Source organism: Marinobacterium sedimentorum, assembly GCF_024267675.1.
Taxonomy (GTDB): domain Bacteria; phylum Pseudomonadota; class Gammaproteobacteria; order Pseudomonadales; family Balneatricaceae; genus Marinobacterium_A; species Marinobacterium_A sedimentorum.
In genome coordinates this window covers 23524-50082 of record NZ_JALDYX010000034.1, presented here as the reverse complement: position 1 = coordinate 50082, position 26559 = coordinate 23524, and the positions used below count along the sequence as shown (strand labels likewise).

The 26559-nt window shown below is 58.9% G+C and carries 23 protein-coding genes; 16 read left to right on the top strand and 7 right to left on the bottom strand.

Annotation, left to right across the window (positions count from 1 at the left end):
* From MRS74_RS20210 to MRS74_RS20190, 5 genes are all read right to left on the bottom strand, one after another.
* The coding region (locus MRS74_RS20210; protein ID WP_306422017.1) for a Na+/H+ antiporter NhaC family protein at positions 1 to 949 on the bottom strand (949 nt) is incomplete at its 3' end.
* Positions 950 to 1483: 534 nt separating this feature from the next.
* Positions 1484 to 3028: an L-piperidine-6-carboxylate dehydrogenase gene (gene amaB, locus MRS74_RS20205; protein ID WP_254582086.1), complete on the bottom strand. Its 1545-nt coding sequence runs from the start codon at positions 3026 to 3028 to the stop codon at positions 1484 to 1486.
* A 270-nt stretch (positions 3029 to 3298) separates the two neighbouring features.
* On the bottom strand, positions 3299 to 4102 hold the full coding sequence (locus MRS74_RS20200; protein WP_254582085.1) for a DUF1338 domain-containing protein: 804 nt from the start codon (positions 4100 to 4102) through the stop codon (positions 3299 to 3301).
* 310 nt (positions 4103 to 4412) lie between these two features.
* The gene (locus tag MRS74_RS20195; protein ID WP_254582084.1) at positions 4413 to 5702 is read right to left on the bottom strand and encodes an NAD(P)/FAD-dependent oxidoreductase; all 1290 of its coding nucleotides are present in this window, start codon (positions 5700 to 5702) and stop codon (positions 4413 to 4415) included.
* 123 nt (positions 5703 to 5825) lie between these two features.
* Complete coding sequence (locus MRS74_RS20190) at positions 5826 to 6665, bottom strand: LysR family transcriptional regulator (protein WP_254582083.1); 840 nt, start codon at positions 6663 to 6665, stop codon at positions 5826 to 5828.
* Positions 6666 to 7115: 450 nt separating this feature from the next.
* Between MRS74_RS20190 and MRS74_RS20185 the strand changes: the two genes are divergently transcribed.
* The gene (locus tag MRS74_RS20185; RefSeq protein ID WP_254582082.1) at positions 7116 to 8093 is read left to right on the top strand and encodes an alpha/beta fold hydrolase; all 978 of its coding nucleotides are present in this window, start codon (positions 7116 to 7118) and stop codon (positions 8091 to 8093) included.
* A gap of 527 nt (positions 8094 to 8620) precedes the next feature.
* On the opposite strand, the gene nirK is transcribed toward MRS74_RS20185, so the two are convergent.
* Entirely contained in the window at positions 8621 to 10102 is a 1482-nt protein-coding gene (gene nirK, locus MRS74_RS20180; RefSeq protein WP_254582081.1) for a copper-containing nitrite reductase, read from the bottom strand.
* A gap of 391 nt (positions 10103 to 10493) precedes the next feature.
* Between nirK and MRS74_RS20175 the strand changes: the two genes are divergently transcribed.
* The 13 genes from MRS74_RS20175 to MRS74_RS20115 all read left to right on the top strand — a co-directional run bounded on the left by MRS74_RS20175 (position 10494) and on the right by MRS74_RS20115 (position 23651).
* Entirely contained in the window at positions 10494 to 11501 is a 1008-nt protein-coding gene (locus tag MRS74_RS20175) for a fumarylacetoacetate hydrolase family protein (protein WP_254582080.1), read from the top strand.
* Positions 11502 to 12387: 886 nt separating this feature from the next.
* Positions 12388 to 12459, top strand: coding sequence for a pyrroloquinoline quinone precursor peptide PqqA (gene pqqA, locus MRS74_RS20170; RefSeq protein ID WP_075961633.1), 72 nt, complete (start codon positions 12388 to 12390; stop codon positions 12457 to 12459).
* A 106-nt stretch (positions 12460 to 12565) separates the two neighbouring features.
* Positions 12566 to 13486 carry a pyrroloquinoline quinone biosynthesis protein PqqB gene (pqqB, locus tag MRS74_RS20165; protein ID WP_254582079.1) on the top strand — a complete coding sequence of 307 codons (921 nt, stop codon included), beginning with the start codon at positions 12566 to 12568 and terminating at the stop codon, positions 13484 to 13486.
* Positions 13487 to 13507: 21 nt separating this feature from the next.
* Positions 13508 to 14293, top strand: a complete 786-nt coding sequence (pqqC, locus tag MRS74_RS20160) for a pyrroloquinoline-quinone synthase PqqC (RefSeq protein WP_254582078.1) — start codon at positions 13508 to 13510, stop codon at positions 14291 to 14293.
* On the top strand, positions 14290 to 14562 hold the full coding sequence (gene pqqD / locus MRS74_RS20155; RefSeq protein WP_254582077.1) for a pyrroloquinoline quinone biosynthesis peptide chaperone PqqD: 273 nt from the start codon (positions 14290 to 14292) through the stop codon (positions 14560 to 14562). The genes pqqC and pqqD overlap by 4 nt, the downstream gene beginning before the upstream one ends.
* A gap of 1 nt (position 14563) precedes the next feature.
* Positions 14564 to 15715 (top strand): pyrroloquinoline quinone biosynthesis protein PqqE, encoded by a 1152-nt coding sequence (pqqE, locus tag MRS74_RS20150; RefSeq protein ID WP_254582087.1) that lies wholly within the window; start codon positions 14564 to 14566, stop codon positions 15713 to 15715.
* Positions 15716 to 15752: 37 nt separating this feature from the next.
* Positions 15753 to 17675, top strand: a complete 1923-nt coding sequence (locus MRS74_RS20145) for an alpha/beta hydrolase family protein (protein WP_254582076.1) — start codon at positions 15753 to 15755, stop codon at positions 17673 to 17675.
* A 368-nt stretch (positions 17676 to 18043) separates the two neighbouring features.
* On the top strand, positions 18044 to 18487 hold the full coding sequence (pedF, locus tag MRS74_RS20140; RefSeq protein WP_254582075.1) for a cytochrome c-550 PedF: 444 nt from the start codon (positions 18044 to 18046) through the stop codon (positions 18485 to 18487).
* Complete coding sequence (locus MRS74_RS20135) at positions 18474 to 19388, top strand: substrate-binding periplasmic protein (RefSeq protein ID WP_254582074.1); 915 nt, start codon at positions 18474 to 18476, stop codon at positions 19386 to 19388. Before pedF ends, MRS74_RS20135 begins: the two co-directional genes overlap by 14 nt.
* Before the next feature lie 76 nt (positions 19389 to 19464).
* Positions 19465 to 20352, top strand: coding sequence for a quinoprotein dehydrogenase-associated SoxYZ-like carrier (locus MRS74_RS20130; RefSeq protein WP_254582073.1), 888 nt, complete (start codon positions 19465 to 19467; stop codon positions 20350 to 20352).
* A gap of 1 nt (position 20353) precedes the next feature.
* Positions 20354 to 21283 carry a quinoprotein relay system zinc metallohydrolase 1 gene (locus MRS74_RS20125; protein ID WP_254582072.1) on the top strand — a complete coding sequence of 310 codons (930 nt, stop codon included), beginning with the start codon at positions 20354 to 20356 and terminating at the stop codon, positions 21281 to 21283.
* Between the two features lie 54 nt (positions 21284 to 21337).
* The gene (locus MRS74_RS20120) at positions 21338 to 21748 is read left to right on the top strand and encodes a hypothetical protein (protein ID WP_254582071.1); all 411 of its coding nucleotides are present in this window, start codon (positions 21338 to 21340) and stop codon (positions 21746 to 21748) included.
* Between the two features lie 118 nt (positions 21749 to 21866).
* Positions 21867 to 23651, top strand: coding sequence for a PQQ-dependent methanol/ethanol family dehydrogenase (locus MRS74_RS20115; RefSeq protein ID WP_254582070.1), 1785 nt, complete (start codon positions 21867 to 21869; stop codon positions 23649 to 23651).
* A 111-nt stretch (positions 23652 to 23762) separates the two neighbouring features.
* Here MRS74_RS20115 and MRS74_RS20110 read toward each other — a convergent pair whose 3' ends face one another.
* Positions 23763 to 24299 carry a mechanosensitive ion channel domain-containing protein gene (locus tag MRS74_RS20110; RefSeq protein ID WP_254582069.1) on the bottom strand — a complete coding sequence of 179 codons (537 nt, stop codon included), beginning with the start codon at positions 24297 to 24299 and terminating at the stop codon, positions 23763 to 23765.
* Positions 24300 to 24688: 389 nt separating this feature from the next.
* Between MRS74_RS20110 and MRS74_RS20105 the strand changes: the two genes are divergently transcribed.
* Together MRS74_RS20105 and yddG are read left to right on the top strand one after the other, a co-directional pair.
* Complete coding sequence (locus MRS74_RS20105; protein ID WP_254582068.1) at positions 24689 to 25423, top strand: AraC family transcriptional regulator; 735 nt, start codon at positions 24689 to 24691, stop codon at positions 25421 to 25423.
* A 203-nt stretch (positions 25424 to 25626) separates the two neighbouring features.
* Positions 25627 to 26556, top strand: coding sequence for an aromatic amino acid exporter YddG (gene yddG, locus MRS74_RS20100; RefSeq protein WP_254582067.1), 930 nt, complete (start codon positions 25627 to 25629; stop codon positions 26554 to 26556).
* The last annotated feature ends 3 nt before the right edge of the window (positions 26557 to 26559 follow it).

The following is a 26559-nucleotide window of genomic DNA, read 5'->3' as shown; positions in this document are numbered from 1 at the left end:
TACCGCCACGGTTGAGCAGGCTGTCTATTTCGCTGATACCGGTATCGATCGAATAACCGCTGTTGCCATAGGTGAAAATGTCATGCAGGCCAACGCCCTGTACCAGCATGGCGGTGGCAGCACCGGCCAGCACACCGGCAAACAGCGACGGGATCGGCGGCATGCGCTTGACGGCCAGCACTATAACCAGCGCGGCGGGCAGCAGCAGCCAGGCCGAGATCGTGAAGTTATCCTGCAAGGCAGCGGTAATGGCATTGATCTTGTCGAAGGAACCACCGTCCTGGTCAATGAGGGCAAAGCCTGCAAACAGATAGATCGCGAGAGCAATCAGCATCGCCGGGATGGTCGTCGGCATCATGTTCCTGATGTGGGAGAACACATCGGTGCCGGTCACGGCCGGCGCCAGGTTTGTCGTATCCGACAGCGGCGAGACCTTGTCGCCGAAGAAGGCCCCCGACACCACAGCACCGGCGGTCCAGTAGACCGGTATATCGAAACCGGCACCGATGCCCATCAGCGCCAGACCCACGGTACCGACGGTACCCCAGGAGGTGCCCAGTGCCAGTGACACGACGGAGCAGAGCAGCATCGCGGCGGCCAGAAAGATCTGCGGCGTCAGCAGGGTCAGGCCGTAGTAGATCAGGGTGGGCACGGTGCCGCTGGCAATCCAGACGCCGATGATCATGCCGACACAGATCAGCACGGAGACGGAGGGCAGGGACACATGGATAACGTGAAAGACGCCTTCTTCGATATCACGCCACTTCAGGCCGAGCTTGATGCCGACCAGGGCGGTGATCGCCAGGCCAATGGCCAGGGGAATATGCGGGGTAAAGTCGCCGAAATAGAACAGCTGTATCCCCAGTACCAGCAGCGTCAGCACTATGGGTGTGAGCGCGAGCAGCAAACCGGGCAGTCTGCAGCTTCCAAGTTTCGTTGGAACAGTCATGTTAATTCACCTCAATGTAGTCGCTATTTGGGTGTGCTCTAGTCAGTTTTTTTATAATTTGGAATGACAAGATTCACCTCACACTGGTTGCTGCTTATTACAGCCATCAGGGTGATGTACTACTCAGGTTTCAGACCCAATCCTTAAAAAAAGGTCATAAAAACACCTGACAAGTAGCACTGGTTTATCCAGTCCGCTAGCAATTAAAATGACAAATGGTTAAACAGTATTATTAATTTTTTAACGTTTTTTATTGGGGTTTTTCTGGGTCGTGCAATTGGATTTTTTAAATGTCCGGCCAGCTATATAAAACATAAAGCGGCCTTACGGGGTTCGGGGATTAGGCGTCTATCACTGTGCTGCCATCGGTGGATGTATCTCCGTTTGTAGGAGCCCGCTCCGCGGGCGAATAGGGCTTGGGAGGGCACCCGATTCGCCCGGAGACCGGGCTCCCACAGATATCCAGCACAGCTCCGGTTGACGATGTATTTGTCAGCCGGGTTAATAAGCGGCTGGCGATTTTTTAAATCATGCTTATTCGAAAACAATGCCCTGGGCCAGGGGCAGTTGACCACCGTAGTTGATGGTATTGGTTGTGCGGCGCATATAGGCCTTCCAGGAATCGGAACCCGACTCGCGACCGCCACCGGTCTCCTTCTCGCCACCGAAGGCACCACCGATTTCCGCTCCGGAGGTGCCGATATTGACGTTGGCGATACCGCAATCGGAACCGTCCGCGGACAGGAACAGCTCGGCTTCGCGCATGCTCTCGGTGAAAATGGCCGACGACAGTCCCTGCGGCACCTCGTTCTGGATCGCGATGGCTTCGTCCAGGGTGCTATAGGTCAGGATGTAGAGGATGGGGGCAAAGGTTTCTTCCTGAACGACCTGGGCGTCATGCCGGATGCTGACGATCGCCGGGCGCACGTAGAAGCCGCCATCCGGAACACCCGCAGTTACGCGTTCACCGCCAAACAGCACCTCGCCGCCTTCGGCCACGGCAGATTTCAAGGCGTTCTGCATCGCATCGAAGCTGCGCCCATCAACCAGCGGTCCGACCAGGCTGCCCGGCACGTTGGGATCGCCGATGGGCAGGGAAGCATAGGATTTTTTCAGGCGCTCGACGAGGTCGTCCCTGATCGATTCATGGGCAATCAGACGGCGCAGCGTGGTGCAGCGCTGACCGGCGGTACCGGCGGCGGAGAACACGATGGCGCGAAGGGCCAGATCCAGGTCCGCGGTTTCTGAAACGATCATGGCATTGTTGCCACCCAGTTCCAGCAGCGAACGGCCCAGTCGGGCGCCGACGGTTGCGCCAACGCTACGGCCCATGGCGGTGGAGCCGGTGGCCGACACCAGCGGGAAACGCTTGTCTTCTGCGATCAGCTGGCCGATGCTGCGATCGCCAATAATGACGCTGGAGATGCCTCGGGGAATTTCGGGCATGGAGTCCAGCGCTTTTTCCAGTACCGCCTGGCAGGCCAGGGCGCACAGCGGGGCCTTCTCGGACGGCTTGAGTACCATGGTATTGCCGCACACCAGACCGATCATGCTGTTCCAGGCCCAGACGGCCATCGGGAAGTTGAAGGCGGTAATCACGGCGACCGGGCCCAGCGGGTGCCACTGTTCCATCATGCGGTGGCCGGGGCGCTCGCTGACAATGGTTTTGCCGTGTAGCTGACGTGACAGGCCGACCGCGAAATCGCAGACATCGATCCATTCCTGCACCTCACCCAGGGCTTCGGGCATGATCTTGCCCGATTCCAGCGTAACGATCCGAGCCAGGTCTTGCTTGTGCTCCCTGGCGATATTGCCGATCCGGCGGACCAGTTCACCACGAAGGGGGGCGGGAAGGCTGCCCAACTCCCTGAATGCCTCTTCGGCACCGGTGATCACGGCTTCCAGCTGGGCGGGGCTGGCATTCCTGAAGCGCGCCACTTCCATGCCGTTGATCGGGGAGTTGACGCTGAATTCACTGCCTTCACCGGCTTCTTTGACAGCGGCGTTCATCACGCTGCAATACAGACCGTTTACGTGCAGCTTGTCGATTCCAAGGTTCTCTAAAAAGGTCATGTTCATCGCGAAGGCCTTTTGTAAAATTATTGACAGGATGCCAGAGTTTCATCCTATCTGGGATGGAAAGAAGAGAGAAATACTAAATAACTTGAGAGGGTATAGGTTTGATCTATACCTCTGACTATCTGCGGTATAAGCAGATATCGTTAGAATTTTAGAGTATCGAGCGTTGTCTTCGATTTAACGATGAATGAAAAAAAGGATGCTGTCCGTTTAGAGGAAAACCAAGGGCTAAGCATCCTTTCAGGTATGCGTTATCGGCTTATTAAAAGACTAACGTGCATGGGTGGATTCAAAAATCTTGTCGGCGTTGCCTTCAATGAATCCCGGGAAAAGCTCGCCGCTGTCTGTTTTGTGGCGCTTGGCGAACTCGTAAAAACAGGACGGAATGGTGCATTTTTCACCGTCTCTGAACTCAACGTCTATCTTGTCGGCCATGGTCGAGGACTGTTCGAGGAACAGCTCGGGCGACCCCTTGATTTCACTGCCAACCGAATTGATGGCAAAGCCATTGTCCTTGAGCAGCTGATTCACCGCCTGCAGATCGTCGAGGCTGTTGAGTCTGTTGACGTCCACCGTGAAGTGGTTGACCCGCAGGCCGATGGTCGACAGCCAGGCCGCATACTCGCTTTCCTGCAGGAGCCTATCGTAATCCTGCCTGGTCGGCATGTCCCACAGGCGACCCTGCCAGAAGATCGAGGGATCCTTGACGGCATCCGGGGAAATCTGTGCGGTCATGCCGGATATGATGGCGCCGGCCCGTTCGCTAAGCGCACCGACTTGTAATTCGCTCAGGAAAATCTTGGGTGCGTTTTCATCGGCTGGGTGATAGTAGCTTCTGGCATCCAGTTTTTTCTGTTCGAAGCGGTAGTTTTCGTAGGCGACATAGCCCATTTTCTCAAGCTCGATCTCGAGTTTGGCAAGACAAACCGGGCTGTCGCTGAACGTGCGAAACGCGACATGGTCATTGATCACGTCGTCACCCCGGCTGAGAAAAAGCTGACGGACATTTTCAGCCTGGGGGGTAATGTCAATGTAGTCATGCCAGAGGTTTTCAAAGAATTCGTTTGTGTTCACAAGCTGTATCCCATGGAGTCCGGTTGTTAGTGACACTACTGCTCTCAATCTATCCTAGGGTCGCGGTGTGTCCTTATAAAATACTTATTTCCTGTGACGGCTATAGATTTCCGTTATTACCTTGGCAAAGGTATCAGTGTCGTCTATTAAACCGCTGTCGTGCGCAACAGGCGCGTACAGACAAACTGCTTTCATCCATGATATATTTTTATAAGGGAATATTTAATATCACTGATTTAAAATAATGCGTCTTGAATATACCTATTCTATATAAGCAGGATACTGTACTTGGCTGAGTTCCGGTTATGCCTCATAGGAGGCGCTGGCTAATATGATACAGATCAGAGCCCCGCGCATAATACAGCGCCTGAATTTTGCGGGTTTTTATCGACTGTACATCGGTGACCGGCAAGGGCAGGGATTCAATCGGCGTTCCCAGCAGGTATTTGGCCATCCAGGTCCCCATGGCGGTTCCAGGCCCGATACCCCGTCCACTGTAGCCCAGGGTCGTGATCATGCCCGGTGCCAGCTGATGCAGGTGCGGAACATGGTCGCTGGAATAGGCAATCCGCCCTGACCAGCAATAGGACCATGGCTGCGGCGCCAGGAAGGGATAGAATTTTTTTAGCATGCTGTTTGCCCAGGCCGTCAGAAAGCCGGACTGCGCACCGTCATGGATTTCGCCGACACTGCCTATAATCAACCGACCCGCCCGATCAAGGCGCAGCGATGTCATCACCAGGCCGGTATCCCAGCACCCCTGTTTCTGCGGCAGGATGCGTTTAAGCAACGCCTTGTCCAGGGGTTGGGTGGCGCATTGGAAAAAATTGATGGGCACGAAGGAGGCGGGCATTGACGGTATCAAGCCTGCGCTGTAACCGTTGGTCGCGATTACCACCCGTTCGGCAGTCACTGTTCCGCCCGGCGTGGCGACACGCCACTGGCCGTGGTGCTGCGTTGCCGAGACCACCGGGGAGCGCTCGTAAACCGCGGCGCCGGCACTGATCGCGGCTTTTGCCAGGCCACGCACATACGCCAGGGGCTGGATTGTTCCGGCACGCGGATCAAAAATGGCGCCCTTGTAATAGGTCGAGCCGGTGAGCTCAACGGTCTTTTCGGACCCCAGCCGTTGTATCGGGGCGCCGCGACTGGCCAGTTGTTCGGCGCGGCGGTCCAGTTCCCTCAGGCCGCAGGCGTTGGGTGCCAAGTGAAGGGTGCCGCGGCGTTGTGCCTCGCACTCGATGCCGTGGCGGTCGATGAGCGAAAAGACCCTTGAAGGGCTGGTGCTCAATTCCTGGTAGAGGCGGTTGCCGTAGTCGTCACCGAGCGTGGCATTGACCTTGTCTGGCTCCAGCCAAAGACCTGCATTGACCAGGCCGACGTTGCGTCCGGAGCCCCCGAAGCCAACCTGCTGGGTCTCCAGAACGATGACGCTTGTGCATTGCTCGGCCAGTTCCAGGGCGCACGCCAGGCCGGTGAAGCCGGCGCCGATAACCACTACATCGCAGCTGTGGTCCCCTTGTAATGCGTCGGCCTGGAAGGAGGGCGCCGAAGCGGCCCATAAGGAATCGGGTAATGCTGTGGCGGCTTGGTTCTTCATGCGGTTTAACTCAGGTTAAAAGTTCGCGTGTTTGGACCAGCGCTGCCCGCCGCTATGACGAAGATTAACGTCCCTTGAGGGCGGTGAAAGCGGTTGCCGGCCTTTTGGCAGTGCTGACGACGGTCAGACGGTGAAACGCTGCTGGGCCTGCTTGATGGCCTGCAGTAATTGTGGCGCCAGCGGCTGCTGTTTCTGATAGGCCAGCCCAACAACCCGATTGAGCGCTATATCGGCAACGGTGCGTACCACGATATCCGAGCGGCGGCTGGTCGAATGGCTGGGAACAATGGATACACCGAGGCCCGCAGCGACCAGGTCCAGGGCATATTCCTCGGTCTTGACCGTGGCCTTGATGTTGTACTGAATGCCGCGTTCGGCAATGGCAAACTGCCAGGCATCCTCAATATCGCAGGGCTTGCGGCTGATAAAGGCGATATCGGTGAGAGCATCCAGGGGAATCGTTTCCATGATGCTCAGCGGATGGCTGCGCGGCAGTGCAAGCACATACTGATCGGTCCATAGCTTGTAGAACGCCTCACCCGGTTCACGCTGCGAATCCGAGATGATGCGCGCGTCTGATGCCTCATTCAGATCGACAATGGTCAGGTCGAGTCCTTCGACCAGGTTCAGAAGTTCCTTGATGATAAAGCTGACCCTGTCCCCGGAAAGGAACGGCATGAGCGCCAGTCGTATGGGAATGGACGGCGGCTTTTCATGGAACAGCTGTTTGATGGTAGTGAGGTCTCCCAGTACCTTGCAGGCCCGGGGGTAGAGCGTTTTGCCGGAGGGGGTGGGTGTAACGCCCTTGGAATGGCGGATAAAAAGCTGGCAGTCCAGGTCGGACTCCAGCTGCTGCACCGCCGCGGATATGGACGGCTGGGCGACAAAACAGCGTTTGGAGGCGGCGCTGAAGCTCAGCTCTTCATACACTGCTACAAAGTATCTCAATGATCGAAAGTACATGAGCCCCCCACCGCAATATCTGACTGCGGGCATGCCAATACTCGGTCTCCAGACCCCAAGAGCAAACGATTACGACAGTCATCAAATGCATGGCTGACACTGGATTCTCGCGCAATGATTCGTTTATAACAATATGTCTGGATATAGTTAATTCCTATAGCTATTAGGGTGGATCTGCTATAGCCAGGGCGCAAAATACGCCTGTTGCCAGGGCGTCTTAAACAACAATGGCAAGACCCCTGTAGCGCAGAGCATCCGCCCGGCACTGCGGGATCTGGCTGAGGAAGCAGTCAGATTCCAATGGCCTGTCAGATCTGACTTGCGGATACTTGCGTACGAGGTAGCGGGTGTACAAGCGCAAGCGTGCAGGTAACACTCGCATTGGCTTTGCATCAATGAGCATGCAAAGCCGTTGTAGGCTATCAGATTGTGCAATGTCGGAGTGTCGTTATGCCCTGGTTGATTGGCATTGTTACGGCTGTTGGCTGCTTGCTGGGAGGGCTCGCGCTCTTCACCCAGTTGGGCGTCAGCCGCATGGAGCAGGAGTTCGCCCCCGGGGGCAGTTTCATGGATGTCGGCACTGTGCGCCTGCACTACCGTGAAGCCGGTACCGGACCGGCCCTGGTGCTTATTCATGGCGCCAGCACCAATCTTCGTGATTTCAGTGCCAGCATTTTCGAGCCCCTGAGCCGCACCCATCGGGTGATTGCCATCGACCGTCCGGGGCACGGCTTCAGTGAGCGCCCTGAAGGCGACTGGCCAGATCCTGGCCGCCAGGCGGAAATGATTCATCAGTTGCTGCTCGGCCTTAAGGTCGAGAATCCGGTACTGGTGGGCCATTCGTGGAGCGGCTCTGTGGTGCTGGCCTATATGCTGGCCTACCCAAAGGATGCGGCGGCCGGGGTTCTGCTGGCCGGCGCCACCCATCCCTGGCCGGGCGGTGTGGCCTGGTACAACGATCTGGCAGCTGTGCCGGTTATCGGTGAGCTGTTTGTCCGAACCCTGGTCTATCCACTGGGGTTGCTGGCTCTGGATGGCGCTGTTGCCTCTGTGTTTGCGCCCAACCCGGTACCTGAGCATTACAACGCCACCACCGGTGTACGTTTGACCCTGCGCCCTGGAGTTTTTCGCGCCAACGCCGAAGATAACCGCCGCCTGAGTGATTTTCTGCGTATCCAGAGTCGTTGCTACGCCGAGATTCAAGCGCCGTTGCTGCTGTTGACCGGCAGCGATGACACCATAGTGCCGGCCTGGAATCACAGCGACCGCCTGTACCGCCAGGCGGCCCATGTCGAGCGGGTAGAGTTCGAGGGCAGCGGCCATGCGCTGCACCATGCCCACCCGGATCAGGTCGTGGCGCTGATCACGGCTTTTTCAGATCGGCAGCAGCGTGCCGGTCATCCGGTCGAGGTGACGGTCGTCGAGTAACAGGCGCGAGGCTTCATCCGCCGCGGCTTATGCCAAATATAGCTGGCTTGGCGCTGGCGGCGTTGGCATTACTGAGCCAAGCTGCTAATGCAGTAGATGACGCAATCGCTCTTCTGCCGGGATTAAGTCAGGTACCGGATTCATCCATATCATGGCGTAGCACAGTTCAGTCAGGGTTGACGAGACAGATTCCGAGGCACGGACGTCGATATCAACAAGCCGATTGGGCAGGGTGAAGGATACACAGAGCATGAATATCATCGCGGATCAGGGGTGGGAAGTATTTTTGGTTTCCCTGCTAGCCACCATTTTTGTCTCGGTTGTTCAGTACTGACCTTTGGAGGCGCAAGCCCCTTTGCTGGGGAAGATCGCAGGTTAATTGGTAATGGCTCGTTTGTACCTGCGATTTGTCATTGCCAGGGGCGAAAAAAACTTAAGGGCTGCGCGTCGCGGGATTTGAGCCGCTAAAAGAAAGACGGCTGAGTGCCGCCTGGGTTATTGCCCTGTAAACGCCGCCTGCAACCTCCTTATTCAGATTTCACGCCTGCGCCGGCATCACGCCGTGCCTGTACATCTGCGGCGCTGATCTTGCCGCCACCGTTGTTCCAGCTGTTGAGTATGAAGGTGAGAATGTTGGCAATATCGGCGTCGTCAAGGCGCTGGGCTGGCATCTCATTGTTATACGCCTTGCCATTGACCTCTATGCGTCCTTTCAAACCGTGCAAAACGATATCGATGGCGCGCCCGGTATCGGCGTTGAGGTAATCAGACTGCGCCAGCGGCGGGAAGGCCGTGGCGATGCCCTGGCCCTGTGGCTGATGGCAGGCGGCGCAATTTTGCTGGTACAGGCGTTCGCCGAAAAGAATCTGTTCATCCCGGTTGGCGGCCTTGGGTGCTTGCGGCGTCACCCTGTCAAGTTGCTGCACGGTGGCGCCTTCCGGGCGATAAATCCCTTCGGCCTGTTTGCCTGAATAGATAGCGGTATCCTGTGGTCCGCTGACGTGCAGCATGCCCAGAGCGCCCTTGTTGAAGGCCCGAAAAATAGCATGGTCAACCAGCAGGAAGTCTCCCGGTACATCGAGTCGAAATTCCACAATGCTGGTGCCGCCTGCGGGTATCAGGGTGGTCTGTACGTTTTCGTTGGTGGCAGTGCCGCCCTCGATCTGCACATGATCAAATATCTCCCCGATCACATGGAAGGACGACACCAGGTTGGGGCCGCCATTACCCACGTAGAGCCGCACGGTTTCACCTGCCTTTGCCTGCAGCGCATGATCGCCACTGAGGGCGCCGACGGCACCGTTAAACAGCACATAGTCCGCCTGTTCGCGGATCGCCTTGGCCATGTCAAACGGCTGCAGGCCGGGATCGCCGTGTTCTCCTGCGGTGTAAAAATCCCCCTGCATCACGTAATACTCATGATCCACCGCACTCATGCCCTGTTCGGGTTCCACCAGGATCATGCCGTACATGCCGTTGGCAATATGCATTCCCACGGGGGCAGTGGCGCAGTGATACACAAAGAGCCCCGGATTCAGCGCCCGAAAGCTGAAGGTCGAGCTGTTGCCGGGCGCGGTGAAGGAGGCTGTGGCGCCACCGCCTGGGCCGGTAACGGCGTGCAGGTCGATATTGTGCGGCATGCTGGAGTCGGGATGATTGGAGAGATGAAATTCAACCTCGTCACCCTGGCGTATGCGGATGAAACTGCCGGGTACGCTGCCTCCAAAGGTCCAGAAACGGTATTCCACGCCATCAGCCAGACGCATGGTCTTTTCAACGGTTTCCAGCGCTACCACCACGTGGGCAGGATGGTCACGCCCGGTCGGCGGTGGTACCTGGGGCGGGGCGGTCAGTATTGCCTGTTCTATCGGCAGCTTGGCCGCGAGCACGGGCAGGGCTAGCGCCGAAAGAGCAAAGCCCAGCAGTACCGGGCGCAACTGTGCCGACCAGCGCTGCGTTGCGCAGGCAGGAACCGGGTCAAAAGGTGCGATCAGGCTTCGACTTTTCATGACTGGGCTCCTGCCAGTAACTGAGGTAGGTGCAAGTATAGGCCGGCGTTCACAGGCCCGGTTGACCTGGATCAAGCGGTTGCCGGCATTATGCAAAACGTCTTCCGGTGTTTAACGAGGTTTCAGGAGCATCAAAGACAGCGGTATATAACCGTAAGACGCTGGATGCTGGGTCAGGGCGCAGCCTGTAGTTTGTGCGCGGCTGTTACGCGAAACGGTTGACAGTTGCTCGCCTAATGAATTAATAATTACATAATTATAAATATTAAGTGACCCGTGCAAACCAATATCCGTCAGCATCCTCGCATCGAGCCGCCGGTAGTCGCAGGCGTTCGCCGGCACTGGCAGTTCGATGCGTGGAGTTCGGGCTGCGGACTACCGAGGCCGTTGAATGAAACTTGTGACATTTTTGAATCCCGTGGGCGTCCAGCGCATTGGCGCCCTCTTTGTGGACGAGGCAGGGGAAAAGGTGGTGGATCTGAACTACGCCTATGCCGCCTTTGCGCTGGCGGTTAACGCAGATCCTCGGCCCCAGGCCATGGCGGATGCGCTGGTGCCACCGGACATGCGCGAGCTGTTCGCAGGGGATGATCGCAGCCTGGATGCCGCCCGCCTGGCCGAAACCTACGTTATCGAGATGAACGATCCGGCGTTGCGGGGCGTGAACGGCGAAATGCTCCTGTTCAGGCGTGAGGATGTCAGGCTGCTGGCGCCCATTCAGCCGACAAAGCTATGGCACACGGCGGGCAACTTCCTGGAGCATATCGATGAAATGGGTGAGGCGGGCTTCAAATACGAGGTCGAAAAGCCCTGGATCGGTTTTTATCAGAACACCACAGCCTGTATTGGCCCGGACGCGGCCATCGTCTATCCGCAGCATCTGACCGGCGAGGTTGATTACGAACTGGAAATCTGTGCGGTCATCAAGGGCGTCAAGCACAAGGATCTGACGCCTGAAGACGCGGAAAAGGCAATTGGCGGTTACCTCATTTTTAACGATGTCACGGCACGGGATATTCAGGCGACCGAGTTCCCCAATCGCAGCTATGGCTACAGCAAGGCGCTGGATACCTTCTGCCCAATCGGCCCCTGTATCGTGACGCTGGATGAAATCGGCGATGTGCAGAACCTGGAGATGAACCTCAGGGTCAATGGCGAACTACGCCAGCAGTCCTCGACCCGTCGTATGTGCCGCAGCATGGCCCAGATCGTGAGCTACTACTCCGGCCAGGGATTTGTCGGCGGCGACCTTATCAGCTCAGGCACGCCCGCTGGCTGCGCCGTCTTCCATACCGACCCCCAGGCCTGGTATCTAAAGCCCGGCGATGTGGTGGAGTGTGAAGTCGAGAAACTCGGCATACTGCGTAACACTGTGGTTGCCGGCGAACAGGTGCGCTAGCGCCTTGTTCACTATTCAGGGGGGGCTGGGCTCCTCTTTTTTAGTTGTACATAATGGAGAAATAGGCAGGGATGCAATTTGTCCGTGGGTTTAGGGTATGGGCAGCTGGCTAATAAATAGTCGATAAGCCATGGCGGCTGCGTTTTGGTAGGCGACTGTCAGACGGTAGAGCCTGTTTCTCGGTTACTCTTGCGCTGACTGTCTCGCGCCCAGCCGGTGCTAGCTTGAAATTAAATACAGAGTACGTATTGAGCGATACGGGTGGGCAATGTCGGATTGTTGGCCCGCAGACTGCGCTATCAAGTGAAACACCGGCATGCCCGTGAACAGTTTCACGCTATGTGATCCTTATAAGGGTCGCTTTTTCCAGCATCCTGCGTTGTGTTTCCTGGCCGCCGTGCGATACAGCTGAATGTCCAGGGGACGGTGTACGATACTGCTGAACAGCAGCATCGCAGCTGTTAGTCAGCAGCAGGGGGGCGATACGTCACTCAGCTGCAGCAGCCCGTTTTGTATCATTGCTGTTAGTAACCTGCTGATCGTTTCCGGTCCTGGCAAGGTGTCAGTCTGCGAAGCTAATATCGCTAATCAGCAGACGTTTGGCAGCAACCCGGAATTTAAGGATAATACCTCTACGAATCATAACTGATCGTCCGTTCCGGTCTCCTCGCAGCCAGTTACGCCCCCTCGCTAACCACTCTGTCTACTACCTATTCAGGCGGGTTTTAGTTCCAAAGTACCATTCTGTCTGTGCGTCAGGCTTCCTATCATCGATAGGTAGCGGATATGTCTGTGCCCAGGGGGTACTGAATAGCCTGCTAGCGATCAACTGCTAAAACAGCATGCTCCAAAACAACTTGCTCCAAAACAAAAAGAGGAACGCACCATGTGGACTAAACCGGCATACATCGACCTGCGCATCGGCTTTGAAGTCACCATGTACTTCGCAAACCGCTAAGCGCTTTGGGTATTGGCCTCGCTGTGCGGGGCCTTTTCTTTGCGGCGGGCAGGGGGATGCTTTCCCGTCACTCTCGAGGAACGGTCAGAGAGCGGACATTATAATAATGAAAATTCAGATACTCGGCTCGGCAGCCGGCGGCGGCTTCCCGCAGTGGAACTGCAATTGCCACAATTGCAGCGGCCTGCGCAACGGTACGCTCAATGCCAAAGCCCGCACCCAGTCTTCCATCGCGGTCAGTGCCAATGGCATCGACTGGATACTGTTTAACACCTCACCCGATATCCGGGCTCAGCTCGAATCCTTTGCTCCCATGCAGCCGGGGCGTGCCCTGCGGGACACCGGCATTGCCGCCATCGTCTTCATGGACAGTCAGATCGACCACACCACCGGCCTGCTGATGCTGCGCGAAGGCTGCCCGCACCAGGTCTGGTGTACCGACCGGGTGCAGGATGACCTCAGCCACAGCTTTCCGCTGTTCAATATGCTCACCCACTGGAACGGTGGTATCGACTGGCGCCGCATCGGTGTCGAGCCCGGCAGCAGCAGCTTTGTCATTGACCGGGTGCCGGAGCTGACCCTCACCGCCGTGCCCCTGACCAGCAGCGCGCCACCCTATTCACCGCACCGGGGTGACCCGCATCCCGGCGACAATATCGGCGTGCTGATCACGGACAGCCGCAGCGGCAAGTCGCTGTTTTACGCTCCAGGCCTGGGTGTGATAGAGCCGCACCTGCTGCCGTTCATGCAGGAGGCCGATTGCCTGCTGGTGGATGGCACCCTCTGGAATGATGACGAAATGATTCGCGCAGGCGTGGGCACCAAGCTTGGCCGCGATATGGGTCATCTGGCAATGTCCGGCGAGAACGGCATGATTGCGTTTCTAGATACTTTAGAAAAGCCGCGCAAGGTGCTGATTCATATCAATAACACCAATCCGATTCTGGATGAAGACTCCGCCGAGCGGGCCGAACTCGGGCGCCACGGCATCGAGGTTTCCGAAGATGGCATGTCGATCGAACTATAAAAACAACGCAGAGGCGACGCGATGAACAGCTCAGTACAGCAGTCAGCCCAGCAAAGCCTGCAGACCCCCCTGACGCCAGAGGCCTTCGAGGCGGCGTTGCGGGCCAAGGGCGACTATTACCATATTCACCACCCCTTTCACCGTGCCATGTATGAGGGCGAGTGCACGCCCGAACAGATTCGCGGCTGGGTTGCAAACCGGTTCTACTACCAGATCAGCATACCGGTGAAGGATGCCGCCATCATGGCGAACTGTCCCGATCGCGATACCCGCCGGCTCTGGGTGCAGCGCCTGCTGGATCACGACGGTTATGACGGCGGCGAGGGCGGTATCGAAGCCTGGCTGCGCCTCGGCGAAGCCGTGGGCCTTTCGCGGGATGAAATCCTGTCCCAGGAGCATGTGCTGCCCGGTGTGCGTTTTGCCGTGGATGCCTATGTGAACTTCGCCCGCCGCGCGTCCTGGCAGGAAGCCGCCAGCTCGTCACTGACCGAACTCTTTGCACCGACCATTCACCAGGCGCGCCTGGCCAGCTGGCCTGAGCACTACCCCTGGATCGATGCCAGCGGCTATCAGTATTTCCGCAACCGCCTGACCGAAGCGCGGCGCGACGTGGAGCATGGTCTGGCGATCACGCTGGATCATTACCGTACCCGCGAGGGACAGGAGCGCATGCTCGAGATCCTGCAGTTCAAGCTCGATGTGCTCTGGAGCATGCTTGATGCCATGACCATGGCCTACCAGCTCGACCGTGCGCCTTACCACACGGTGACATCGCAACGGGTCTACCACCGGGGGCTTTTCCGATGAGCAATCAACGCATACCGGGCTTCAATCCCATGTTCCGTCTGCAGTGGGAAAAGGCTCAGGACAGCTACGTGCTGCTATATCCAGAGGGCATGATCAAGCTCAACCCCAGCGCCGGCGAGATTCTGGCACGGGTGGATGGCCAGCGCAGCGAAGCCGAAATCACCGCTGCGCTGCAACAGGCCTTCCCCGAGGCTGACTCCCTGGCCGCAGATGTGTGTGAATTTATGGAGGTGGCCTGTGAACAGAACTGGATCCGTTTCCACGAGTGAGCTGCAAGGCTCGGCCTGCCTGCCGGATGTGGCGCCCAAGCCCGCCGGCCAGCCGCTCTGGCTGCTGGCGGAGCTGACCTACAAGTGCCCGCTGCAATGCCCCTACTGCTCCAATCCGCTGGATTTTTCCGCCAGTGGCCAGGAACTGAGTACCGAGCAGTGGGTGAAGGTATTGAGGGAGGCGCGGGAAATGGGCGCAGCTCAGCTGGGGTTTTCTGGCGGTGAACCCCTGACAAGGCCCGATCTCAACGAGCTGATTCAGGAGGCGCGCCATCTGGGCTATTACAGCAACCTGATAACGTCGGGAATCGGTCTCAACGATCACAAGCTGGAGCAGTTTCGAGCCTCCGGGCTTGATCACATCCAGGTGAGCTTTCAGGCCAGCGACGAGGCCGTCAACAACATGCTGGCAGGTTCCGCCAAGGCGTTCGAGCAGAAGCTGAAGATGGCGCGGGCGGTTAAGGCCAATGGTTATCCCATGGTGCTGAATTTCGTCACCCACCGGCATAATATCGATCGCATCGACCGCATTATTGAACTCTGTATCGAGCTTGGGGCCGACTATGTCGAACTTGCCACCTGCCAGTATTACGGCTGGGCCCTGGAGAATCGCGAGCAGCTGATGCCGAGCCGCGCCCAGCTTGAACGCGCCGAACGCATTACCAACGAATACCGCGTGCGGCTCGAAGCCGCCGGCAACCCGATGAAACTGATCTTCGTGACGCCGGATTACTACGAAGAGCGGCCCAAGGGCTGCATGAACGGCTGGGGGCAGATCTTTCTCACCGTCACCCCCGATGGCACGGCGCTGCCCTGTCACAGCGCGCGCCAGCTGCCGGTGCAGTTTCCCAATGTGAAGGACCGCAGCCTGGACGATATCTGGTATCGCTCCTTTGGCTTTAACAAATACCGTGGCAATGACTGGATGAAGGAGCCCTGCCGCTCCTGTGACGAGAAGGAGAAGGACTTCGGCGGCTGTCGCTGCCAGGCCTATATGCTTACCGGCGATGCCGCCAATGCGGACCCTGTGTGCAGCAAATCGCAACACCACGGCAAGATCCTGCAGGCGCGGGCCGAAGCCGAAGCGCCCGCTGATGTGCCCATGACCTTTCGCAACGAGCGCAATAGCCGTGTTTTCTGTCGCAGCGAATAAGCCTGATTTAATCCGTGCCAGCGCGCCAGCCAGCGCCATGAGCGCTCGCGAGGCCTGTGCGGAGCAATACGACTATGCGGGCCTGGTGGCCTGTCGCTATGGTCTTATCTGGGTTGAATATCAGCCGGAGGATGGCTGCAATCGCCTGGTGCGCCTTGATCGGGGCCAGCGCCAGGTGCTCACGCCGCCAGGCTTTAGCGTGCGCAGCCGGGTGCATGAATACGGCGGCGGTGCCTTCTGCGTGGCGGGGGACCGCATTCTGTTCGTCAACCAGAGCGATCAGCAGATCTGGCTGCAGCCCCTCGGCGACATTGATGCCAAATCTGAGGCTTCGCACTGCCTGCGTCTGACCCATACGCCCGATACCCGTTATGGTGACCTGGTCTACGACGGCCCGCGCCGGCGGGTCATTGCCGTGGCCGAGCAGCACTTTGACAGGCCCAGTACAGCGGCGCCTGAATCGAACCGCAGTGACGCCAAAGTCGAAAACACGCTGGTAGCGGTGTCGCTGCAAAGTGCCCGGCAGCAGCTGTTGGCGGCGGGAAACGACTTTTACAGTTCGCCCTGCCTGAGCCCGGATGGCCGCGAGCTGGCCTGGCTGGCCTGGGACCATCCCCACCAGCCCTGGACCCGCAGCCGACTGTTCCATGCAAGGCTGGACCGCGCCGGGTATTGCGCAGAGGTCCGCGAGCTGTCTGTTGGCGACGATGAATCCCTGTTTCAGCCGGGGTTTGATGCCGCCGGTGTGCTGCATGTGGTGAGCGACTGCAACGGCTGGTGGAACCTGTACCGCCAGGAACGGGGCGGGCACTGGCACAATGTCTGCGAGCTTGCGGCCGAGTTTGCCCTGGCCCAGTGGCAGCTGGGGCTCAAAACCTGGCTGCGCCGTGATAAGGGCGACTATGTCTGCGCGCTGGTGGATCAGGGCCGAGGCCGGCTGGTGCAGATCGTCGGTGATAAACAGATAAAGGATCTGGCGCCTGGCTATGGCCTGGTTCGCGCACTCTGCACTTACAACGATCAGCTGTACTGCATTGCCCAGGCTGCCGATGCCGCCGTGGCGGTGCTGCAGGTTGAGGCCGCCGGGACTGTCGATGGAACGAGCCAGGGCGCCTGGCCCCAGGTGCGGGCCGGGGGTGAGCGGGCCGGGCATCCGGTGGCGCTGCCGCAAGTTTTCAGCTGCAGCGTGGCCGGCAACGAACAGGTGCACGGATTCTTTTATCAACCCATTGCCGCTGCAGCCGAGGCCGTAACGCCGGGCCGCGCACGCGGGGATGAACGGCCACCGCCACTGCTCATCATGACCCACGGTGGCCCCACGGCAACCAGCTATCCTGTGTACCGTGCAGCAGTGCAGTACTGGTGCAGCCAGGGCTTTGCGGTGCTGGATCTCAATTACCGTGGCAGCGCAGGCTATGGTCGTGCCTATCGGCATCGCCTGTGCGGTAACTGGGGCCACAGCGACGTGCAGGATGTGGCTGCCGCCATGGCCGCTCTCGGCGACCGTGGCAGCATAGACCCGCAGCGTGTTTTTATTCGTGGCAACAGCGCCGGTGGTTACACCACGCTCAGCGCGCTGGCGGGGATCGACGGCCTGAGGGCCGGTGCCAGCCTCTATGGCGTCAGCGATCCGCTCTCCCTGGGCGAGGTCACCCACAAGTTTGAATCCTGCTATCTCGACTGGCTGATTGGTGATGCTGGTGCGGTGCCAGAGCGCTATCAGGCGCGCTCCCCCCTGGCTAATGCGGATCGAATTCATGCCCCGGTGATCTTCTTTCAGGGCATGCAGGACAAGGTGGTGTTGCCGGATCAGACGTTGCGCATGAGCGCGGCACTGCATGCGCGTGGCATCGATACCGAGCTTCGGCTGTTCGAAGACGAAGGTCATGGCTTTCGCCAGCTGGACAATCAGATACAGGTGCTGGAGCAGGAACTGGCGTTTTACCGACGCTATCTGTGAAAGCTGCGCATGCTTTCGTCCGAGTGACAGACCCCTGTCTGTGCAGCAAGCATCGCAGGGTGGGAGAGTGAGGCACAGCCCATCCTGATTCCAAAACCACTGTATTCTGTGTCGCCTAACCCAGCATGCCCTGTGCTGTGATTGGTGTTTCCCTTGCCGCTTTCCCCTTGCTCTTCAGCGTGCCACGCCTAAAAAACTACTACCAACGAACTAAGTCTTGGCGGCCAAAGTAGAATTCTGGTGTGCCATGGACGGGCGCTATCATGGTTACCAGAATGCGCACCGGGTCTCGATTAGGGTGATAGCACCGTTTAGCTTAAAGCGCGTTTGTAACCAGTTCAGTCATAAAAATCAGAAGGGTAGTAGCCATGACAATTAACAAGAAACTGCTCGGCGTCGCCGGTACCGGAATGCTCACGCTGATGCTCTCCAGCCAGTTGCTGGCCCACGGCGATGTGACCCCCCAGGCGGTGGATACCGCAGGTCTTGCGCCCCTGGGAGAGGAATGGCTGGAGGCTAACCCCTATGGAACGGACCATCCCGACCACGAAAGAGCGGTCGAGATCGGAGCCTCCGCCTATAACCAGAACTGCGCCCGCTGCCACGGCCTTGAAGGCATTTCCGGTGGCATAGCGCCGGACCTGCGCATGCTGGAAGTCGGTATCGAGGGCGATGAGTGGTTCCAGTACCGGGTGATCAATGGTGCGGTACGCGATGGCCGCGTCTACATGCCCAAGATGGCGGACTACCTGAGTCAGGAAGCGCTCTGGGCGATTCGCGCCTGGCTGGAGACCCAGCATGTTGAGCAATAGGCTCAGCGCTTTTCTGCTCGGCTGCGTCTGTCTGCTGGCGCTGCCAGCGCAGGCGCGTGAATACGATGACGTTATCGCCAGTGGTTATGTGCGCATCGGTCTGTACCAGGATTTTCCACCCTATTCGTACCTCGACAACGGCGCCCCGGCGGGGGTCGATGTCGAGATCGGCAAGCGCATTGCCAAGGGGCTGGGGGTGCGATTTGAACCCCACTGGATTACCCCGGACGAGAACCTTGAAGACGATCTGCGCAACAACGTCTGGAAAGGCCATTACCTGGACAAGAACGATGATCAGCCGCTGGCGCTCAAGCGCCTGGCGGATGTGATGATGCGGGTGCCCTACGACCGCGAATTCTCCTACATGCGTGACTCGACCGGGGAAATCATCAACGAGCAGGTGGTGATGTTCGGGCCCTACCAGAGCGAACGCTGGCAGCTGGCCTATGACAGCAAAAAGATCGACCGCGTCAGTACCATGGCGGTGTTCCAGTATCACCCCATCGGTGTGGAGGTGGACAGCCTGCCGTCCTTCTATCTGACCTCGGGCTTCCAGGGCCGCATGCGTGAACATACGCGTCACTTCCCGTCGCTGCCGCTGGCGTTCGCCGCCATGCAGCGCGGTGAGGTCGATGCCGTGATGGGTATGCGCGCCGAGATCGATCAGCAGCTGAGGCTGGCGGGTTCCGAGCGTTATCGTCTGGGCGAAAACGGCTTTCCCGGCATGGGCAAGCAGAGCTGGGATCTGGGCATGGCGATCAAGCAAAACAATCGTCAGCTTGGCTACGCCGTGGAGGAGGTCGTGGACGGCCTGATCCGCAGCGGCGAAATGGCCAGGATCTACGAAGTGCTCGGCTTGCAGTACGAACTGCCGGCGTTCTATCGGGATACCGCGAACTGAGGGCTTGCGCTCCCTCTGTCGCAGGCGGTCGAGGGTGCTGGTTGCAGGCGGGCAGGGCCCCGCACAGGAGTGGATCATGAAGTTAGTTGCACAGGGCTCGGCATTTGGTGGGGCACGGGTCTGGCGCGATGCCTGGCCTGGCATTCTGCTGGGGCTGCTGGTAACCCTGTCGGTGATGGCGCTGGCAGCAGAGCCTGAGGGCGACAGTACGGCCATGCCCGCATCAGAACAGCAGGACCCGCTCGACTCCCCGCTGTGGAACTATCTGCGTCAGCGCTTTATTGGCGATGCTCCCTACCGTTTCGATGCGCTGATCAAGGTACGGGTGCCGCCCTTTGCCGAAGACCCGTCCCAGGTGCCGATCAGTATTGATGCCAGCGCCCTGGCAGGCCAGGTCGAACGCATTGTTGTCTGGGCCGACTTCAACCCCATTCAGCACATTGTCACCGCCTGGGTGCACAGCGATCAGGTGCAGCCGCAGTTGTCGTTGCGCATCAAGGTGGAGCAGGGCACACCGGTGCGGGCGGCGGTATTGACCACCGATGGCGTCTGGCATATAGGCGGCAGTTACCTGGATGCCGCAGGCGGTGGCTGTACTGCGCCGAGCATGGCGGCCAGCGATCCGTACTGGGAAAGCCATCTGGGCGAAATCCAGGCGCGCCTGTTTGCCTCGGTGGATGGGGCCGCGGCCACGGAGCGTCTTGGCAAGCGTTACAAGTTTCGCGTTATTCACCCCATGGATACGGGGCTGGTGAGCGGCATCCCTGAGTTTTACATCGAGCAGGCGCAGCTAAGGGACGGAAACGGCGCCTTGCTGATGCGCCTGCAACTGTCGCCGCCGGTGAGCGAAAATCCGGTGCTGACCTTTGATACGGGCAGCACGCGTAATGTGCGGCTCTGGATGCGGGATAACAACGGCAACGAGTTCGAAACGGTCGTCCCAGAGCCGGCGGCAGGAGCTTGATATGCGCACTTTTGTTTCCCTTATCCTGCTGGCGCTGCTGATTGCAGCATCGCCCAGCCAAGGGGCAGAGCGTTTTGACTACGATCTAAAGCCGCGCCAGATTGCGCCCGATACCTGGCTTGTCGAGGGGCGCCGGGAATCCTTTTCGACTCTCAACGGCGGCAATATTGTCAATGTGGCCTTTATCGTGACCGATGCTGGCGTCGTGCTCTTTGATACCGGGCCCTCGCGGCGTTTTGGCGAACAGCTGCGCCGCGCCATTGCGAGCGTGACCGACAAGCCCGTGGTGCGGGTGTTCAACAGCCACGCCCACCCTGACCATTTTCTCGGCAACCAGGCCTTTGCCGACGCCACTGTCAGTGCCCTGGCTGGCACTGTGGAACAGATCCGCCAGAACGGCGATAGCTTTGCCACCAATCTCTACGCACTGACCGGTGACTGGATGCGCGGCACCGACGTGGTGGTGCCCGGCGATATTCAAGATGCCGAGCAGCAAACCCTGGGCGGGCATCGGCTGCGCTTTCTCGCCTTCGAGGGCCATACAGGGGCGGATCTGGTGATGCTGGATGAAACCACAGGCGTGCTCTTTGCCGGTGATCTGGTGTTTTACCAGCGCGCCCTGACCACGCCTCAAACGCCAGGCCTCGGCCACTGGCGCGACGAACTTGATCAACTGGCACGGCTGGATTACCGCCTGCTGGTACCGGGTCATGGCCCATTGGACAGTGATCGTGCGGCCATTGGCCAGATGCAGGATTACCTGGTCTGGCTGGATGCCACTCTGGCGCGGGCGGCGGCGCTGGGCCTGACCATGACCGAGGTCATGGTACTGCCGATCGATCCGCGCTTTGATGCCATCAGCCTCACGCGTTACGAATTTGGCCGCAGCGTGGCGCACCTGTATCCCGGTTATGAAGAGGCGGCATTCTGAACCTCTGTTGCACCACAACATCATCTTTCAAGGGGGTCTGCCACGGAGGCGCCTATGTCAGCCAATCGCATCGCACCCGACAACATGACACCGGCCCAGGCGGCAGTCAGCAGCCCGCGCTCTGTGCCGAGCCTTACCGCCGGCACGCAGCTCTATTTTGACAACCAGCACCAGCGCTGGGTGATCAAGGCGCCGCATCAGGTGGTGTTCCTCGATCCGGTGTCACTGGATGTGCTGCGCGCCTGTGATGGCGAGCGCAATCTGGCGCGCATTGCCCTGTGCATGGATGCGCTCAACCACCGCCCGGGTCGTGCCTGGCTGGATGTGGTGCAGGATATTGTGCGTCATTTCGAGGCCCGCGGCGTGCTGCGCTGCCGGTTGGAGGACGGCGCTCTGGCGCAGGCACAGAGGCCGCTGCAAAGCCTGGCCGAACGCATGCTTGAGCGTAGGAGTAGTACCAAGTGAGTAGAAATCCGCTACTGCGGTGCAATTGTCGGTTTGCTCCTCAAATTCAAGAATTCATGTCAGGTTCGGGAGTTTGTCCCGTAGCTCTAATAAGAACGAATCCGTGAAGGAGACTGTGATGAAGAGATTTGGCTGCATCCAAGGCTTTGCTGTTACCACCCTGGTAGCTGCAATGTCGATGACCGGAATGACCCATGCTGGGGTTACCGATGAAGATATTCAGAATGACCAGGCGACCACCGAGGATGTCGTCAGTTACGGGATGGGGTTGCGGGGTCAGCGTTACAGCCCCCTGACAAAACTAAACGGGGATACGATCAAGGAACTGCGTCCGGTATGGGCCTTCTCCTTTGGCGGTGAAAAACAGCGGGGCCAGGAAGCACAGCCCATGGTGAAGGATGGTGTCATGTACGTGTCCGCCTCCTACTCACGCGTATTTGCCATTGATGTGGCAACCGGTGATGAGCTGTGGCAGTACGATGCACGTCTGCCCGATGGCATTATGCCGTGCTGCGACGTGATCAACCGCGGGGTTGCGCTGTACGGCGATCTGGTGATCTTCGGCACTCTGGATGCCAAGCTGGTGGCGCTGGACAAGGACAGCGGCAAGGTGGTCTGGAAGAAAACTGTCGAAGACTACAAGGCCGGCTACTCCCTCACAGCGGCTCCAATGGTTGTTAATGGCAAGGTCATTACCGGTGTCTCCGGCGGTGAATTTGGTGTGGTCGGCAAGGTTGAAGCCTACGATGCCAAAACCGGCGATATTCTCTGGTCGCGTCCGACCGTTGAAGGTCACATGGGGTACACCTGGAAAGACGGCAAGAAGGTGGAAGCCGGTATTTCCGGTGGCGAAGCCGGAAAAACCTGGCCGGGCGATTTGTGGAAAAGCGGCGGCGCCGCAACCTGGCTGGGCGGCACCTACGATGCCGACACCAACCTGCTGTTCTTCGGTACCGGCAACCCGGCACCCTGGAACTCGCACATGCGCCCCGGCGACAACCTCTTCTCGTCGTCGCGTCTGGCCCTTAACCCCGATAATGGCGAGATCGTCTGGCATTTCCAGACAACCCCGCACGATGGCTGGGATTTCGATGGTGTTAACGAGCTGATTGCGTTCGACTACGAAGAGGGTGGCAAAACCGTGAAGGCGGCGGCCACCGCGGACCGTAACGGTTTCTTCTACGTGCTCAATCGCGAGAACGGCGACTTTATCCGCGGTTTCCCCTTTGTCGACAAAATCACCTGGGCCGAAGGCCTGGATGACAAGGGTCGTCCGATCTATATCGAGGCGGGTCGTCCGGGGAATCCGAGCGAAACCGAAGGCGAAAAAGGCCAGTCCGTGTTCTCGGCACCGTCCTTCCTGGGCGGCAAGAACTGGATGCCCATGGCGTTCAACCAGGATACCGGTCTGTTCTACGTGCCTTCCAACGAATGGTCCATGGACATCTGGAATGAAGCGACCACCTATAAAAAGGGTGCCGCCTACCTGGGTGCCGGCTTTACCATCTCCGCGCTCAATGATGATTACATCGGTGTGCTGCGGGCCATTGATCCGAAAACCGGCAAGGAAGTCTGGCGTTACAAGAACTACGCACCACTCTGGGGTGGTGTCATGACGACCAAGGGTGGTCTGGTGTTCACGGGTAATCCGGAAGGCTACCTGATGGCATTTGACGCCAAGACCGGCGAACAGAAATACAAGTTCAACACCGGTTCCGGGATTGTTGGCACGCCCATCACCTGGGAGCAGGGCGGCGAGCAGTATGTTTCTGTGATATCCGGTTGGGGTGGTGCTGTGCCTCTGTGGGGTGGCGAGGTTGCCAAGCGCGTCAAGGATCTGAACCAGGGTGGTACCGTCTGGACCTTCAAGCTGCCGCAGTCCGCTGCTATGGCAGCCAAATAGGCGCCAGCGACACCGGCCTGTTCATATAGGCCGGGCAAGACGATGATCAAAAAGGGGCCGGATAGTATCCGGCCCCTTTTGCATTGCAGGGCATAAGAACCGAACCCGGCGTCAGGGTAGCTTGAAGGGTTCTATCCGTGTTTTTGGCGCGCCATTGCCGTTGTCATTACCCAGAATGATCACCGGCTTTTGCAGCAGCAGGTTGTTGGGGTAGGCGATGGTTTCGCCATTTTCGCCCCGCAGCAGTACCTGGAAAAAGGTGATCTCGACGATCTCGCCGATAATGGTTTCCTCATCGTCCAGAATGCGGATGCGGTGGCCGATACGGGCCGGAAACGCAAAGAAGATGATGATGCTGGAGGTGACGTTGCTCAGGATCGACCACTGCGCAAACAGGGCCACACCGACGATGGCGAAGATCGATGAGGCGAACAGCATCAGGTTGCTGTAATCGACACTCCAGATCAGCGAAATTATCACCAGGGCGGTGAATATGCACAGGCCGTTGAAATACTTGTTGATGTAGATGACGCGCTGGGCAGGCACCTTCTTGACCTGTCCCAGTGAGCGGATCAGTTTGCGCACAAGGCCGAACAGCACGAAATAGCCGGCGATAACGCCCAGGGTGGCAAGCAGTTGTGTGTACACGCAATCCTCGCGATATTGAATGACGGGTTCTTATTTGAAATCCGGTAGCCGGGCAGATTCCCCGCCGGCAGCCGACGTTAGCAGCTGCGGCGCGAAGTGCGGCCTTTGTAGCATGCACAGACCCTAAACACGAGCCTCGGCGCTACGCATCCTCAACCAGGAACGCCGATTTCCCGCAGCCAGAGGCGGGCCCGCAGCAGCGCGGGGGTTCTACCAGCAGGTCAATTCCCCGCACAAGGGTTGGGGGCAGTGTGTCGCCCATGTCGGCCACCCTTGTCAGTGCGCACAGATTAAACCCTTTCAGTATCGGTAGCCTTTTTCGTCTGTGCCAGTGCCAGTGCCAGGAGCAGCGCTGGCGCTCTGTGACGCCAGGCTCGTATAATCGCGCCATGAGTTCAGCACCCTTTATTCTCGATCTGCGCAGTTACGACCGTGACACCCGGCGACACCAGCACGACTATCATCAGCTGGTGCTGCCCGTGGCCGGTGAGCTGCAGATGCAGATCGGTGTGCGGGAGGGCCGGGTACACAGCCGCCAGGCCGCGATCATCGGTGCCGGGGAAGACCATGCCTTTGCCGGTGCGGCGGATAACCGCTTTATCGTCGCCGACATTCCGGTGGCGTTGGCGCCGCTGCTGCAGCGCCTGCCGGCCTTTATCGATATAGATGACTCCCTGGGGCGTTATATCGCCTTTCTGCAGACGGAGCTGGAGCAGGGCGGCAGTCAGGTGGTGCGCCGCCAGATGCTGCTGTTACTGCTGGAGTTGCTCAGTGCCCGTTTCGATGCCGCGCCTGCGCTGGATCGGCGGGTGCGGGCGGCCCAGGTCTGGATCGATGAGCACCTTGATGCGCCCGTGACCCAGGCGCAACTGGCCGCCGTGGCCCATGTCAGCCCGCGCCAGCTCAGGGCGCTGTTTCACGAGAGTCTGGCCATGACGCCGCAGCAGTATCTGCTGGAGCGGCGCATGCAGGCCGCCTGGGCACTGCTGGAGTCCGGCGATTTGAGCATTCAGCGCATTGCCGAGCGCGTGGGGTACAGCAGCCTGGCGGCGTTCAGTGATCGCTTTAGACGTCACTTTGGCAAATCGCCGCGCTATTTTCGCAGCGCCCTGCCACCAGCTTAAGAGCGCCGCAACTTCTTCCTCCGAACCATAGACAAGCACCCGCGTAGTTACGCCAGCAAGCCGCATCCCGAATGCAGTCTGCCGTTTCGGCAAAATGTCTTGCCGTCTCGGCAAAGTCGGCGTGGCGCAGGCAGGCTATGCTGGCGGTTCATCATATTCAGCCGCAGGCCTGCCCCGCGACTTGCAAGGACTATGCATAAATCATGACGCAGACGACAACAATACAGCGCCGGGCCACCCTGATCGGCGCCATTTCGGTGTTTCTGTGGGGTCTGCTGGCGCTGTTCACCCAGCTCAGCGGCAACCAGATACCGCCGTTTCAGATGCTGGCCATGACCTTCGGTATCGCCTGGCTGCTGATGATGCTCAAGGGCTGCCTGCTGGGGCCATCGCCGCTGCGCGTGCTACGCCAGCCGGTACGGGCCTGGCTGCTGGGGGTTGGCGGTCTGTTCGGTTTTCATTTCTGCTACTTCCAGGCCATGGCGCTGGCGCCAGCGGTGGAGGTGGGGTTGCTGGCCTATCTGTGGCCGCTGCTGATTGTGCTTTTCTCGGCTCTGTTGCCAGGCCAGAAACTGCATCCGCTGCATCTTGCCGGAGCTCTCTCGGCCTTGCTGGGTTGCTGGTTGTTGCTGGGCGAGGGTGATACCGGCTTTGAGGCGAAGTACTGGCAGGGCTATGCGCTGGCGCTGGCCTGTGCGCTGATCTGGTCGGGCTATTCGGTGGCCAGCCGGCTGGTGGCGCGGGTGCCCACCGATGCGGTGGGCTGGTTCTGTGGCGCAACGGCGTTGCTGGGCCTGATCTGTCACCTGCTGTGGGAAGCGCCTGTATGGCCGCAGAACCTTATGCAATGGAGTGCGGTGGTGGGACTGGGGCTTGGCCCCGTGGGGATTGCGTTCTTTACCTGGGATCATGGCGTCAAGCATGGTGATCTGCGTCTGCTCGGCGTGCTGGCCTATGGCGCGCCTTTGATCTCGACCCTGTTGCTGGTGCTCAGCGGCTTTGCCCAGGCGAGTCTGTCACTGCTGTTGTCCAGCCTGCTGATCGTCGGTGGCGCGCTGGTGGCAGGCGTCATGCCGGGCTGGCTGCAGCGCCACAAGGGTGCGGGGGCCTGGGGTAAGCAGGGCCAAAAGTAGTAG

What these genes read in the sequence shown, in the direction of transcription:
- pqqB (WP_254582079.1), top strand. Translation starts at nt 12,566, where the DNA reads ATGAAAATTCAGATACTCGGCTCGGCAGCCGGCGGCGGCTTCCCGCAG.
- pqqC (WP_254582078.1), top strand. Translation starts at nt 13,508, where the DNA reads ATGAACAGCTCAGTACAGCAGTCAGCCCAGCAAAGCCTGCAGACCCCC.
- nirK (WP_254582081.1), bottom strand. Translation starts at nt 10,102, where the DNA reads ATGAAAAGTCGAAGCCTGATCGCACCTTTTGACCCGGTTCCTGCCTGC.
- amaB (WP_254582086.1), bottom strand. Translation starts at nt 3,028, where the DNA reads ATGAACATGACCTTTTTAGAGAACCTTGGAATCGACAAGCTGCACGTA.
- MRS74_RS20105 (WP_254582068.1), top strand. Translation starts at nt 24,689, where the DNA reads ATGAGTTCAGCACCCTTTATTCTCGATCTGCGCAGTTACGACCGTGAC.
- MRS74_RS20120 (WP_254582071.1), top strand. Translation starts at nt 21,338, where the DNA reads ATGTCAGCCAATCGCATCGCACCCGACAACATGACACCGGCCCAGGCG.
- pedF (WP_254582075.1), top strand. Translation starts at nt 18,044, where the DNA reads ATGACAATTAACAAGAAACTGCTCGGCGTCGCCGGTACCGGAATGCTC.
- MRS74_RS20125 (WP_254582072.1), top strand. Translation starts at nt 20,354, where the DNA reads ATGCGCACTTTTGTTTCCCTTATCCTGCTGGCGCTGCTGATTGCAGCA.
- pqqD (WP_254582077.1), top strand. Translation starts at nt 14,290, where the DNA reads ATGAGCAATCAACGCATACCGGGCTTCAATCCCATGTTCCGTCTGCAG.
- MRS74_RS20135 (WP_254582074.1), top strand. Translation starts at nt 18,474, where the DNA reads ATGTTGAGCAATAGGCTCAGCGCTTTTCTGCTCGGCTGCGTCTGTCTG.
- MRS74_RS20190 (WP_254582083.1), bottom strand. Translation starts at nt 6,665, where the DNA reads ATGTACTTTCGATCATTGAGATACTTTGTAGCAGTGTATGAAGAGCTG.
- MRS74_RS20115 (WP_254582070.1), top strand. Translation starts at nt 21,867, where the DNA reads ATGAAGAGATTTGGCTGCATCCAAGGCTTTGCTGTTACCACCCTGGTA.
- MRS74_RS20130 (WP_254582073.1), top strand. Translation starts at nt 19,465, where the DNA reads ATGAAGTTAGTTGCACAGGGCTCGGCATTTGGTGGGGCACGGGTCTGG.
- yddG (WP_254582067.1), top strand. Translation starts at nt 25,627, where the DNA reads ATGACGCAGACGACAACAATACAGCGCCGGGCCACCCTGATCGGCGCC.
- MRS74_RS20195 (WP_254582084.1), bottom strand. Translation starts at nt 5,702, where the DNA reads ATGAAGAACCAAGCCGCCACAGCATTACCCGATTCCTTATGGGCCGCT.
- MRS74_RS20175 (WP_254582080.1), top strand. Translation starts at nt 10,494, where the DNA reads ATGAAACTTGTGACATTTTTGAATCCCGTGGGCGTCCAGCGCATTGGC.
- MRS74_RS20185 (WP_254582082.1), top strand. Translation starts at nt 7,116, where the DNA reads ATGCCCTGGTTGATTGGCATTGTTACGGCTGTTGGCTGCTTGCTGGGA.
- MRS74_RS20145 (WP_254582076.1), top strand. Translation starts at nt 15,753, where the DNA reads ATGAGCGCTCGCGAGGCCTGTGCGGAGCAATACGACTATGCGGGCCTG.